We start from the raw sequence: 13,418 nt of genomic DNA on the forward strand, positions 1-13,418 counted from the left end.
AGAACACGACCCAGAGCAAGGGCAGCGCCACGCGCCCGCCGAGCGCCAAGGCAGTCATGACAAGCGCCTGGTCTGCAATGGTGGTGACCGTCAATCGAAGGCGCGGCCGACCTGTCGCGGCGGTCGCGGCTACGTATGTCGCCACGCCGAATACAACGTATGCGAAAACCACGCCCAGAGTGTCATACGCGGCGGCCGTGCGTTGGAGCGCGGCGACGGCGATATAGCCGATCAACACGACCGTGCCCAGGCATATCCGGAGGAACGCCTGCTCCTTCTCAGGTTGTCCGCGAAAGACACCTAGAAACGTTTGCTCATGCCAACGCTGCGCGCCCGGCCGCTCCATGCCGTCTACCCCGTCAATATTGTCTTTTGCAGAGTGGGCATTCTATCGCTTTTGCCGGCGACCAATGCTTCTTGCCGCTCTCTCCGTCCGCTTCCGAGGGTTGAACCGCCATTCCTGCCGCCGCGGCGACCGACACACATCCACGCTTGAAGCGGTACCAGCAAGCACCGGGTGCATGCCCAAATACCGGTGGGTCTTTTGAAACGCGCTGCTACCATTAGGCTGTGTTGTGCGGTATGGCGGCTTTCGCGCCTTGCCTGGTCGCAACAATCTGCGTTCCGCGACGACGACTTTCCACGAACCACGTTTCGGGAGGGATCATGTCGCGTCATTCATCCAGACTGGCGATCCAGTCGCCCCCAATCCCGCGCAATGGGTTGTCCTTTTCGCTGGCGTATGCCGGCGCGGCACTCATCGCGCCTCGGTCGCGGTCTTCCGCGTGGAACCGTGTTCTGCGCCCGCTGACGCTGGCCCGCTTGCAAGTGTCGAGCGAGTGCATGCGCGCAGCTCGCCGTTGCAGTTCGAGCCGGATCGATTCTTTGGGAGACGGTGCGGAAGCAGGAGGGATATCGTCCCTTGATATCAACTCCATATGGTCTATATACAAGCAGAGTGATTGTTGAAACCGGCAAGGAATTGGGAATGGACGACGCTACTTTCGGGGAGCAATTAGCTCCAAATGGAGACGCCGGGCTGCCTTGGTCAAGCAGCATCACGGTGGCGATGCGTGTGAACGGCCAGCCGCGGGCCGCTACGGTGAACCCGCGCGTCACGCTGCTGGACTGGTTGCGCGAAGACTCGGGTCTCAGCGGCGCCAAGAAGGGCTGTAACGAAGGCGCATGCGGCACCTGCACCGTGCTGGTCGACGGCAAGCGGATGAACAGCTGTCTGACGCTCGTCGTGCAATGTGAAGGCTGCGAGGTCACGACTGTCGAAGGTCTGGCCGCCTCCGACGGGACGCTGCATCCGGTACAGCAGGCATTTATCGAGCACGATGCCTTTCAGTGCGGCTATTGCACGCCCGGGCAAATCGTCTCCGCGGTCGCCTGCATCGCTGAAGGGCACGCGACCGATGAGGCGAGCGTTCGCGAATGGATGAGCGGCAATCTGTGCCGCTGCTCTTGCTATCCGCAGATCGCGGCGGCTGTGCTCGATGCCGCCGGCGCGGCCGGGCACGAACGATGAAAAACTTCGAATACGCGCGTGGCGCAACCGCGCAACAGGTAGTCGCGTCGTTGGCGGCAGGCAACGTGGCGATCATCGCGGGCGGTACGGAGCTGCTCAACTGGATGCGGCTCGGCATCGCAGCGCCCGATCGCGTCATCGATGTCGGTGGACTCACAGGTCTCGTTCGTATTGTGCGCGAGCGTGACGATCTGGTGATCGGCGCGCTGACGGACCTGAACGTGATCGGTGAAGACGCGCTCGTCGGCGCCCACGCGAGCGCGCTGGCTCAAGCCTGTCTGCTCGCCGCCTCGGCGCAGGTGCGCAACCGCGCGACGCTCGGCGGCAATGTGATGCAAAAGACGCGATGCGCTTATTTTCGTTCGGAAGCGCCGTTGCCATGGGGCTGCAACAAGCGCAATCCCGGGTCGGGCTGCCCCGCGCGCAATGGCATCAACGAACGGCATGCAATTTTTGGCTGGACCGATGCATGCGTCGCGGTTCAACCGTCCGATCCGGCTGTGGCACTGGCTTGTCTGGATGCGACAGCTGAGGTCATCGGGCCGAACGGCGGTCGAATGATCAAGATGACGGAGTTCCACCTGACGCAGCAGGAAGCGGCCGGCATGGGCGGCGATGCCGCCCGGCTCGAGACGAGACTGGCTGCCGACGAAGTGATCGTCTCCTTTCACATACCCATCCGCGCGGACGCACGATCGGCCTACGTAAAAGTCCGCGAGCGCGCCAGCTACGAATATGCGCTGGTCTCGGCAGCCGCATCCGTGGAGCTCGATCGGGATCGCATTGTGTCGGCGCGCATTGCACTTGGCTCGGTGGCGCAACGTCCGTGGCGCCTTCCAGCCGCGGAGGCGTCGCTGGCCGGGCAGGCGCCGACCAAGGAAGCGGTCACGCCGATTGTCGACGCGGCAATGAGCGACGCCCGGCCGCTCGCTCACAATGGCTACAAGGTGACGATGGCGCGCAATGCCGCGGTGCGTGCGTTACTGACGGCAGCAGGGCGATCATGAGCATCGGCACGGCGGTCTCCCGCGTGGAAGGCCAGGCGAAGGTCACGGGACAGGCGAAATTCGCGGCTGACAACACGCCGCCCGGCACGCTTCATGCAGCGTTGGTCGGCGCGCCCGTCGCGTCGGGCCGGCTGATCGACGTGGATGCCACCGCGGCACTTACCTTACCGGGTGTGGTGCGGGTGCTTACCGCGCACGATATGCCGCGATTCGGTGCGGTTCAGCCGCCAGCGGCGGTGCTCGCACTGCCGTTGCAAAACGACGCGATTCGGTACGAAGGCGAGCCGGTCGCAATCGTGCTTGCGGAATCCATCGAGGCGGCGGAAGCCGGCCGCGATGCCGTGCTTGTCCGTTGCGAGCGCGACGACCCCGTCCTTCCCGGCGCCGCGACGCGCGAGCCGCCGCCCGAGCCACGCATGCTCGGCGACGATCTGGAGATGGGCGACGTCGATGCGATTTTCGGAATTGCACAGGCAAGCGTGGCGGCGACGTATATTCAAGCCGCGCGTCACCACAATGCGATGGAGACATCGGGCACCGTTGCGCGATTCGAGCACGGCAAGCTCACGCTGTGGGATGCGGTTCAGGCGAGCGAGAATGTGCCGCTTGTCGTAGCCGCGGCACTCGGCATGAGGCCGGACGACATTCACGTGATCGCACCGCACACGGGCGGCGGGTTCGGCTCGAAGGGATATGTGTGGCCGCACCAGATTCTTGCCGCCGCCGCGGCACGCGTCGCGGGGCGGCCCGTGAAGCTTCATCTGCGGCGTCACGATCAGTTCGTCTGCGTCGGCTATCAGCCGTGGGTGAAACAGGACATCAAGCTTGCGGCAACGGCGGACGGCCGGCTCAGCGCCATCGATCACGAAATCGTCAATTCGAGCGCGATTGCGGACACGCATCTGGAGCCCGCAAGCGAAGCAAGCAAGACGCTTTATGCGTCGCCCGCCATTCGCACCAAGCAGTGGCTGGAGCGGCGCAACATCAACGTGCCCACGCCAATGCGCGCGCCGGTGGAAGGTCCGGGGCTATGGGCGCTCGAAAGCGCGATGGACGAACTCGCCGTGGCGCTGAAGATCGATCCGCTGGATCTACGACTGGCGAACTACGCCGAGGTCGATCCGCATACGAACAAGCCCTGGTCGTCAAAAAAGCTTCGCGACGCATATGAGGAAGGTGCGCGCCTTTATGGCTGGCGCACGCGCGGCGAGACGCCACGACGAGACGGAGCGTGGCGCATCGGACATGGGATGGCGACGAGCTCAATGGGCAATTTCCGCTTTCCCGGCGGGGCGCGCGTGCGCCTGAGGTCCGACGGCACGGCGCTGATCGAGGCGAACACGCACGATATCGGCACCGGCACGCAGACGGTCTTTTGCCAGATCGCGGCCGAAGAGCTGGGCTTGCCGATCGAGAACGTGTCGATTGTGTGGGGCGATACCAACCTTCACCCGGCGAGTCCCGTCTATGGATCGAGCGCCACGGGCAGCACGGGAAGCGCGATCGCACTGGCTTGCCGGGAAATCAACGCGAAGCTCGATGCGCTCGGCGGGAAAGACGTTCGCGCGAGCCTGCGGCGGGCTAATCTACCGGAGATGGTCGCGGACGGTGCGTTCACGCTTCCGGGTGGCGCCAGCTTCAGCGCGGACGGCGACGGTACGCCATACGCGATGCGGACGTGGGGTGCGATCTTTGTCGAAGTAGGCGTCGATCCCGAGCTTGGCCTCGTGCGCTTGCGCCGGGCGGTGGGTGCCTATTCCGCGGGCCGGATTATCAATCCGAAAACGGCGCGAAGCCAGATGACGGGCGCGATCATCTGGGGTTGGGGCAAGGCGACGATGGAAGAAAGCGTGCAGGAGCCCAATACCGGTGGCTGGCTCGCGAAGAATCTGTCGAACGTGGCGGTCCCGGTGAATGCGGACATTCCGCTCGATATCAAGATCCACTTCGTCAGTGAGTATGATCCGCATGCAAGTGCGATCGGTACCCGCGGCATCGGAGAACTCGGCGCGACCGGCGTGGATGCCGCAGTGGCCGCAGCCGTCTACGACGCCATTGGCTTGCGTGTGCGCGACCTGCCCATTTTGCCGGGCAAGATACTGGCAGGCCTTTCGAGTCAGCACGCCGCTGCGGGATAGCAATGCGGCTCGGTCGTGAGTTGAGTGCTCAGGACGGACGGCACCGCAGTTTTGCGCGGATATTTTCAGTTAAGCGAAAGATGATCATCGAGTCATTTTTTGCTTAACTTGTCACAACCCCTGTCGAATAAAGCAAAAGGCGGAAAAATTTAAAGGGAAAGCTGAACGGTAAGTTGGGGCCGATGTTGGGCGTTTGCGCGGATCGTTAAACCAGACGTTGCATGACGGATAGTTAAGCAGAATCTGAAACGCGAGGCCAGCAAGCGTGGACAGGGCCAGTGGTTTTGGCGTCTGATGTTCGGCCTGATGCGAAGCTTTCCATAAGAACGAGGAACCGACCATCCTATAAATGTGGTGATCATCGGTGTTCCGCTGGCGAACGGTTCGGCTGGGGCCAGCGTTGCTGCTACGGCATCTCAGATGCTCGTTCACTCAAGAATTCATCGTTGAATGCCGACATTCAGGAGCCGCTTTCCACCTTGTGAATCGTGAGCCAATGGATTTACAGTCGAGACGCAAAGCTATGATGCGATCTGTCCAGCCTGGCTCGCACCCATCGCTGCACCGCTGGCGGGTTGTGACGAGAATGAAGCAGATATTGCATTGCTGCTGACCGGTCCCTATGAATGTGCTCCATTTTGCGCGCAACCATATATGAACATTTCAACTTGGATATCGATCGCGGCATTCGTGCTTTCTCTGGTCGCCGTCTACTTCACTTTCAAGAAAGCAAGTCTGGTTATCAACTGGATCGAACGGTGTAAACTGAGTCATTCTGTCGATGCAGCGGCAGCGGCAGTGGATAGGCGATCAGGACCGTGACAGCGGCACTGGACACACAAAACGTGCCGCCTGTCCCGCACAACATGCCATCCGATGAGGGCGCCACCACCATGCCACTGGCTGTGAATAATGGTGACGAGTATTGAGAGAACGGGGTATGGCAGGTTTGCGTCATGAAGGTAAAGGTTCTGTTTGCCATGCTGCTGCTTGGCGCGATAGATTGCGCTGCGGAGCCAGGTTATTACAACACGTGCGCGGCGTATCCGAGTTATCCATGCGAGTTCTATGCCGGGTGTCCGTCTCGCGGCCAGCCATGCGTATTCCTTGGCGGCGGTTTCCACCGCTTCCACGACTTTGACCATGACGACGGCTTTCACCATGGGTTCCACAGTGGCAGCACTCACTTCGAGCAGGGCGGGGGCCAAAGCGGCGGTCATGGCGGAGGCCACTAGGCACCGGCACAGGCTCGCACGTGCAGTCGCGATATGAAATGCAATATCCTCATCAAGGTCCGGACGGCGCTCTTCGAATGCTTCCACCATGCGTTTTCGTGCACCTTCGATTTCCGTATTCTTGCTGTGAACCGCGGCGCTTGCCAGGATCGCCGCACTTTCGGTCTCGATCGTCATGCGGAGCATCAAAACATCACGCACGTCCGTGATGCCGGTCAACGAGCCGTGTGCGATAGCGGGCGGCGCTGCGCGCATGCGCTGGACATAATGCCCCAATCTCAATGATCGAGGGGGACCGGGAAAGGTTCTCCGGTAAACGGTGTGCCCGTGAGCGTGCTGAGCTCGAGCGACGTGAAGCCCGATCCGGCGCTGGCGGCGAAGGGGCGCACATGGACGCCTCCGCCGGTGTCGACCAGGAAGGAGAATGGCGCGATAACGACATACTCCTGCTCGTAGCTTGCACCCGATGGCGGCGTGTACTGTCTTGGTATGTTCGTGTCAAGCGGCGTGACATAGTGTCGGCGAGGATCTTCAGAGCGAAGTTTCTGCCCCTTGGCGGCGATCTCGCTAGGCGTGAGCAACTCGAACGTGTGGTACATCACCGCAGCGCCGGGTACGGTCGCGGCTTCGTCGAGGACATTTCCAAAGGCTGGCAAGAGCTTCTCGATCGCCGCCGTGAAGGCGGGCAGGTTCTTCTGGGTCACAGGGTACTTACCGAAATGCAGACTCGGACCGAACTTGGTTTCCTTGAAATTGCCGCCAAGGGTTGTCGCGGCGGCCGCTTTTTCTTGCCTCTCGAAATCGCTCGCGTGCTTCAGCACCTGCTCAGGAGGCCGCTCATTGCCTTCCCAATCCACCAGCAGGGCCTTTTTATCCACCACGATGTGGCCGTGGAAGAAGTCCAGAACATTGATTCCCCCGGTTCCAGACGGCGAAAGATTCGGACCCAGAACGAATCGCAGCGTGTTCAGGAGATTCACCTGTAGCTTCGCGGGAAACCAACTACTGTCCTGTGCAATGGTGAGATCCTTGCCGGCGCCCTTCAGATTCTGAAGATCCGATGGCGTGAAGTTCCAGCCGGGTATCGGTGCTCGCTGAAGCAGGGGGCGGGACATGCCCTGCTGAGTGACATGGGCGAGCTCGTGAGCGAGAAGCCGCCGTCCGGCATCGCCACGCGGGTTCCACTGTCCCTGGCCGAACACGAGATCGCGCCCGACTGTGTAGGCAAGCGCATGCACCGCGCGCGCCGATGCTGCGGCTCGCGCGTCGTGATGAATGCGCACCTGACCGAAATCGCGTTCAAAGCGCGGCTCGAAATCGGCTCGCGTAGCGGAGTCCAAAGGCTGTCCCGGTGATCGAATCACGTCGTGCACCGCAGCTGGAGCTTCAGCGGATCGTTCGGTGGAAGCAGCGGCGGGCCTGGTTTGAAGCGTCCGCATGTTCTCTTGATCGCAAACTCCGCATTTTTTCGAAGCGCGCGAATTCGCCGACGCGACGGAAACATCGGGGGCCGGCTTCTGCATCACCTGATCGGCGACCCGCTCGGCTGCACGCTCCAGCGGATCGTCGACCCGTCCGATCGCGAGTTTTGGCAGCAAGACGCCTGCGGGTGGTGCCGTCGCACTCTCAAGTGCAGAGGTGGGAATGCTGCCGAAATTGCGCGAGACACCGCCGGTTTTAGAACTGGCTCGCGAGGCTTTCTGTTCGTCTTCGTCATAAAGCTTGCTGGCCGTCAGGCGCGAACCCTGTCGGGGCCGAAGACGCAGAGTTGCCCGAGATGCCCGCGTGCCAGCGAAGCTCTCTGCTACTTTCATCTGACGCGTGACGATTTTAGAAGCAAACATGGCCGCCTCACGAAACGTAAGTTACGACGAGCCAGTGTGCCATGCTTTGAGCCGCTGTGCGTCAACCTGAAGCCCGCTTTTGCATATGCGACGGATCGGTTCGCGCGCTTTGGACCGACGTAATCCGCTCTGCCGACAGTGCTGTACGCGATCAAGCGGCGCCAGCGTAGCAGCCCACCCGCTGGCCGGTTACTGGCCGTTCTTTATGGCAAGCGCGATCGAGCATCAATAGACGGGCGCTAAAAGCTCGGGCCTCGGTTCCCCAACGTTCTTTTCGACACTTTGCCTGTCGCAGTTCAATGCGCCGGTGCGGCTTTTTTCCGGCGGCCGCCGGATATTCTTGAGCTGATTTCCCGCTTTTTGCTCTATCGTCAGTTCCTCGGCTGAGAGGCACCCTTTCGTTTCGAGGATCGTACCTGCCAGTTTGGAGTTGCCGCATAGAGAATCAGCTTCGTGGGCGTCCTCCAATGTCGCAATGACGGATTGCAATTGCCTCCCCGTTATCTGGAGACCGCTGCTGATCTTCAGGTTTGCGCGCTTTTCAAAATAGTCTGCACGCCTCACCTGTGGAGAATCGGCAAGCAGAACGGCGTCGAAGGCATCGGTAGCCTCCTGCTTATCGCCAAGCGTTAGAAGAACCTTCGCGAGGTTCACATAGGCTTCGGCGTAAGCCGGATTGATATAGGTAGCCGTCGTCAGGTAGCTCGACGCGAAGTTGAGATAGTTTCTCTGCAGCTTCGGGTCGACGCCATCATTTTCAACCGCGAGGATGAGCGCCTGTCTGCCCGCTGCGTTGTTGACAAAGTCGGACGTCGGTCGATAGCGCAGCGCAGCGTTGAATGCCGCGAGCGCCTGCGAATCGCATCCTTGCTCGCTAAGCCCTATCCCCCAGTTGTAGTAAGCCCAGAACAACGTCCGGTCTTGACGGATTGCCAGCAACGCTTTTGTGACCTCGCCAGCGAAGTCGTGCCGATCCTCGTCCACTTTCGAAAGGGCGAGCCAAGTCCACTTGTGGTAGCGAACGTAAGTGTCATCCTTCAAGACTTCATGCAACGCCTTGATCGATTCCGTGTAATCGCAGTTTCCGTGCTCGTAGCAGGCGGTTCTGTCGTTGGTTGCTAGCGCTGAAGCGTAGGCGAATTTATCGTAATTCTGCATGACAAGCCTTGCTGCCCCGGAAAGTGCTTCCATCGGTGTCTTCTCAGGAGGGCTGGTTTCTTGATCCAGGGCGAGGGAAGGGCCCGTGACATAGACGTGAACCGTGTAGCCCTTTGTGTCTGAAATCAGGACGCTGCGGATCACCACGTCGTCGATGCCAAGCAACTGTTTCGTGTATTGGACGAAGCTCTGCAGGGAGATGCCAGTACCCGGCATATCCACCACGGGTAGCGGCACATCCGCCTGAAACTCGTCTTTGATGTCGCCCGGCATGGTCTGTTTCGCGTCGCTGATCAGTTGGTCGAGTCGGGTGATGAGTGCCTGCTGCAACGCCAGGTCCGTCACGCCTGTACCGCTCAACGCCGTCGGCACGGAAACAGGCTCGACCAGCGTGCGGGACTTCATATTGAGCCCGATGAAGAGAAGTGACCACACCAGCAGGATCGGAATAAGCGCCTTCGTCACGATATCGAGTAGCGCGACAAAGCGGCCAGGTTTGCGCTCTGCTGGCTTCGACTCGAGGCGGACGCAGGAGCAGGACAAACAGCGCGCCCGGCGACGAAAGCGGCTTGTGCACTTCATTGGACTCGATCCACCCAGCGAACTTCCGCGACGGTGAGGAACCGCGTGATCGCATTCGCCGGAAAATGGTTTCTTTACGTCGACGGTCAGAACTAGTTTCGTGTGCAGATCTTCTATGGCGGGCGTCTGGCGTATCCGTTATTAAAAATAGGATGCCTACGTAGCTTTGCAAAAAAGATCTTGCAGGCAACGTTCTTTCGATTTCCAAACCTTGGCCATATCGCTGTGCAAACTTCGTGGGAAGAGTTCGATGCTTTGGAAACCCTAACCGAGATGCATCAACGGAGCTTTCTCGCCGGTATTGTGGCGGACTTCGGATCGGAAAAGGCGTCTCCATGCTAGCCGTTCCACTGAATTCGATCGACGCTGTACTAATATGATTAACCATAAGCTGCGGGCGCGCGTGTCGGCGCCGCGCAAGCTCGCCAGGACGTGATCCCGCAGACCCCGAATGGCGGCATCCTTCCGGAGTTCGTCCGGATTGCTGGCGTTGGCTAGACCGAGCGGTCACTCGCTACCGCTGTCGGCGCGCAATGCGCGACTGCGCCTCACGGCGTCGATCCGGGCGTCCGATTCGCCACCCGTCAGGGAATGCCTATGAGCCCGACTTCGCCTTCGGCCACCCCCACGCACGCGTTGTATCTGTCTAACTGGCGAGATCTCGTTGGCGTCTGGAAGGCCGCAAAGCTCAGCCAGATCGACACTTCATGGACAGGCCCATGCCTGAGCGAACTCCATTACCTGCGCGGCTCTCTAGCGCGCCGGACGGTGAACCAGATCGTCGACTACACAGGGTTCTTCCGCGACGAAACCAACGGAATCTCCTACAGCCACGCCGAGAAGTTCGACTCCGAAGCGTGGTTTGAAAGCGGCGCAGATGACGCAGGCGTACTGACGGCGCGCTACCTAAACTATCAGGGCGCGTCGTTGCCATCGCGCCTCGACCTGATCCGCAGCTTTGTGGCGCCCCCCGATCAGCCGTTCTTCATCGTTCGCTACACGCTGACCAATCCGACCGCCGAGCGTGTCACGTTCAACGTGCTCGATCAGGTCCATCTCAACAATCTTGATGCGAGCAAACTGGTGCACGCGTGGTACGACGCTGGACAAAACGCGTTCATCGCGGACATGACGGCGTCCGGTCAGTTGTTCGTGCTACTAAGCGCGCTGCAGTCGGCCGACGGCTATCAGGCTGGCAACAACGCCGACGCGTCGACGCAAAGCGCCACCGTGTCCGCCTGGTACAGCTTCGACGCCGACGGCACGCTGAAGAACAACGCCGACATCAGTGCGCCCGATGTATCGCTCGCGTTCAGCAAGCGCGTGGAGGTCGCGCCAGGTGCATCCGCGACGCTCTACTTCTATCTCGGTGTGTGCGAGACGCAGGTTGATGCCACCGCCGCGATCGCCGCCGCCCGCGCGGACGTCGTCTGTGTTGCGAAGGAACATCGCCTCGACAGGTCGCAAGTGGCGCAAGGGGACGTAGCCAGCCTCGCGCCCGGCCGGCAGGGCGGGTTATGGCGGAAGGAGAACGCGCAAGCCATCGAAAGCGACAACGCTTGCGTGGCGCAGCAGGGGCTTCCACTCGACGGCTACTGGAAGTTCTGAGGGGGCGTTCTGCTGTCCGGGCGGAGCCACCGGGACGACCTGATTTGCTGGGGGGCAGGCGATCGCGGCGCATGTCCGGGTCCTCGACCCGATGCGCGTCCGCGCAACTGCGGCACCGGATGACAAGATCACAAGGAAAGGCGAATGCTTCGAATCACCATTGAATTGCTGCCCGGTGGACGGGAAGAGGGAAAGCGGATCATCGCGACGGCGGACATCGCGCGCGTGAGTGGCGGCGCACTCGCGGACTACAGGGTGGCCCTGGACGATGCGGCGCTCCGGCAGGTCGGCGCGCGGGCCACGGTGCGCGGCTATCCGAGATGGGCGGGCAGCGTATGGGATCTCGTTGCGCGCTGTGTTGCGGCCGCACTGAACCAGGGCCGCGAAGCATTACCGCCGCGACCCGCGCCACCGCAGGTGACGGTTCACGTGAATGCCGCAGGCTACCGTTACGTACGTCTCGATGAGATTCCTGAACCGGCCAGAACGTACTTCGACGAGACGCTGGCCGGTTCGGGCATTCCTGACCACGGCTGTGCCTTTGCGCACGACCGGTTCGACTTTCTCAACGGCCAGCGCTGATGCCGGAGCGGTGCGCCGTGCCTTGTAGCAAGTTGCAGCTTCGCGCACAACATGTCGATCAGATCGAACCAGTCGTCGCCGCACTCGAAACCCCACAGGGAGAAAACCGTTGGGATGGCATCCAGATCATCAGCGACTGTCGGGTTGACGTCGAAGATGAGCGGGTATTTTGCCCGCAGGATGCCTGACAGTTCTCACGCACCGTTCTCTCGCTCCCATTCCTGTACCGCCATTGCAGCAACGGGATCGATTGTCCCATAGTGAAAGGCTCTCCGGAACCCGAGTGCGGTGCACGGTCGGTGATGAGCGATGATGGCGTTCTGGAATGCGCTGTAAATTTTATAAGCGTCAAGCAGCGCGGCCGCTCGGCCAACCTGCTTCTCGCCATACACCCTATACGCCGGGCATCGGAGATTGCGACAATGGCGCTCCCCGGAGCCTGTTGCGGTTATCGACTCGAGTCTGTCATGGCCGCATTCAGATCGGCTGCTCCATCGGGAAGAAGGGATAAGGCCGGAGCACCTCGCGAACATTTCTGGCCAACCGGGATCGCATGATGAACAGTGAAATGAGAGGCGGCGCCGCGGACCGCATCCAGTATCTGCAGCGATTGGCCGCCGACAATTAGGGCATCGGCTAAACGCTCGCAAAAGGGACAGGGATTCACGAGTACCAGGAACCACATCAGGTATCAGGCGAAAGAGGGTGATCAGCCCGGCTGGGATCTCTACACCGAGATTCTTGAGCCGGACGACGTCGTGTATCTGGAGCTCGACGGTGTAGCCGCTGAAGTCACGATGCTCGGGAACATGGAGCGCGGCCCGGGCACGGTGCTGTTGCGCCTGCCGGTCGACACTGCGAAGCAGCTTGGTCTCGTGCCGCCGGACTGGGAAAACTCGGACTGGGGAAAGGGGTAGGTCATGCGCAAATACCGGGGCAGGACCGTGCGGTAGGTCGCGGCCTGCACATGCGACCGCTGCGGCGGGCGCATGACGCCGATGACGACCAGTGGGAGTGGTACAAAACGTGTCGCTCGACTGGCGTGGCGGCTTTGGCTCGATTTTCGGCGACAGCGCCCATATGAGCGTTGACGTTTGCCAGCAGTGCGCCCGCAATACGCCGGGGCCATGGCTGCGTGTCGATCCGCCGTCCCCACCGGATGGCTCAATGCAAGCCCTGAAGGCTGTCGTGCCCGGACTCGAAGCGCCAATATCTGTCGACAGGATGAATCTCTGCGGTTTCCACGAGAGCGACTCCCGTTGCGGGTCCGCGCGTCGCTCAGACTGCCGATCATGGCTCGGCGTATGTCGCGCCGCATCCCGAACTCACCGTAGACACACTGGGGTGGCTGGCTGCCTTCGGTTGAACAAGTTATCGTTATCGCTGAATGGGTCTTCTAGACCGCATTGCCGCCGGTCGCGCAGTTGGGAGTTCAAGCGCAGATAACAAGATGGTCCGATCGTTCATGACGGCGCCTCAGAGACAGCAGTTCGGCCACAGCTGTCGTTCGTGTGTCGACGCGGACGTGCCTGCTTACCGCTGCTCACCGGTCGTTCATCGAGGAGCGGCGGCGAACAGCCGCTACCGAGTTCAACGAACGCGTACTTTCGTTAAGGGTTATTCGACGTCTGCCCTCATTCACATGGCTGTGAGTGTGCCGCGGCGCGTGTGGGCAGGCGTCGGATAAGCCTCGAGGGAGGAAACCGCGGGATGGTCCGAGACGCTCGGAATTT

General features: G+C 61.1%; 9 protein-coding genes and 1 pseudogene. 6 read left to right on the forward strand and 4 right to left on the reverse strand.

All coding sequences use genetic code 11. The features are described 5' to 3' along the window. Positions 1 to 346, reverse strand: a pseudogene (locus F6X40_RS39675) (GGDEF domain-containing protein); the annotation flags it as partial. A gap of 642 nt (positions 347 to 988) precedes the next feature. On the opposite strand from F6X40_RS39675, the gene F6X40_RS39680 reads away from it, so the two are divergent. The 3 genes from F6X40_RS39680 to F6X40_RS39690 are packed head-to-tail and all read left to right on the forward strand — an operon-like array spanning position 989 to position 4,676. Next, positions 989 to 1,531, forward strand: a complete 543-nt coding sequence (locus F6X40_RS39680) for a (2Fe-2S)-binding protein (protein ID WP_184074296.1) — start codon at positions 989 to 991, stop codon at positions 1,529 to 1,531. Beyond that, complete coding sequence (locus F6X40_RS39685) at positions 1,528 to 2,538, forward strand: FAD binding domain-containing protein (RefSeq protein ID WP_187631635.1); 1,011 nt, start codon at positions 1,528 to 1,530, stop codon at positions 2,536 to 2,538. Before F6X40_RS39680 ends, F6X40_RS39685 begins: the two co-directional genes overlap by 4 nt. Continuing rightward, on the forward strand, positions 2,535 to 4,676 hold the full coding sequence (locus F6X40_RS39690; protein WP_187631636.1) for a xanthine dehydrogenase family protein molybdopterin-binding subunit: 2,142 nt from the start codon (positions 2,535 to 2,537) through the stop codon (positions 4,674 to 4,676). Before F6X40_RS39685 ends, F6X40_RS39690 begins: the two co-directional genes overlap by 4 nt. Before the next feature lie 770 nt (positions 4,677 to 5,446). Here the strand turns inward: F6X40_RS39690 and F6X40_RS39695 are convergent. From F6X40_RS39695 to F6X40_RS39705, 3 genes are all read right to left on the reverse strand, one after another. Further along, on the reverse strand, positions 5,447 to 6,130 hold the full coding sequence (locus F6X40_RS39695) for a hypothetical protein (RefSeq protein WP_187631637.1): 684 nt from the start codon (positions 6,128 to 6,130) through the stop codon (positions 5,447 to 5,449). Positions 6,131 to 6,189: 59 nt separating this feature from the next. Further along, entirely contained in the window at positions 6,190 to 7,755 is a 1,566-nt protein-coding gene (locus F6X40_RS39700) for a DUF4157 domain-containing protein (RefSeq protein WP_262421728.1), read from the reverse strand. Between the two features lie 225 nt (positions 7,756 to 7,980). Continuing rightward, positions 7,981 to 9,495: a tetratricopeptide repeat protein gene (locus tag F6X40_RS39705; RefSeq protein ID WP_187631638.1), complete on the reverse strand. Its 1,515-nt coding sequence runs from the start codon at positions 9,493 to 9,495 to the stop codon at positions 7,981 to 7,983. A gap of 597 nt (positions 9,496 to 10,092) precedes the next feature. On the opposite strand from F6X40_RS39705, the gene F6X40_RS39710 reads away from it, so the two are divergent. The 3 genes from F6X40_RS39710 to F6X40_RS42985 all read left to right on the forward strand — a co-directional run bounded on the left by F6X40_RS39710 (position 10,093) and on the right by F6X40_RS42985 (position 12,602). Further along, on the forward strand, positions 10,093 to 11,103 hold the full coding sequence (locus tag F6X40_RS39710; RefSeq protein WP_187631639.1) for a type II toxin-antitoxin system CcdA family antitoxin: 1,011 nt from the start codon (positions 10,093 to 10,095) through the stop codon (positions 11,101 to 11,103). 144 nt (positions 11,104 to 11,247) lie between these two features. Further along, positions 11,248 to 11,685: a hypothetical protein gene (locus F6X40_RS39715; RefSeq protein ID WP_187631640.1), complete on the forward strand. Its 438-nt coding sequence runs from the start codon at positions 11,248 to 11,250 to the stop codon at positions 11,683 to 11,685. 758 nt (positions 11,686 to 12,443) lie between these two features. After that, complete coding sequence (locus tag F6X40_RS42985; RefSeq protein ID WP_262421729.1) at positions 12,444 to 12,602, forward strand: hypothetical protein; 159 nt, start codon at positions 12,444 to 12,446, stop codon at positions 12,600 to 12,602. Positions 12,603 to 13,418 lie beyond the last annotated feature (816 nt).

This window comes from Paraburkholderia sp. UCT31, from assembly GCF_014397655.1.
Taxonomy (GTDB): Bacteria; Pseudomonadota; Gammaproteobacteria; order Burkholderiales; family Burkholderiaceae; genus Paraburkholderia; species Paraburkholderia tuberum.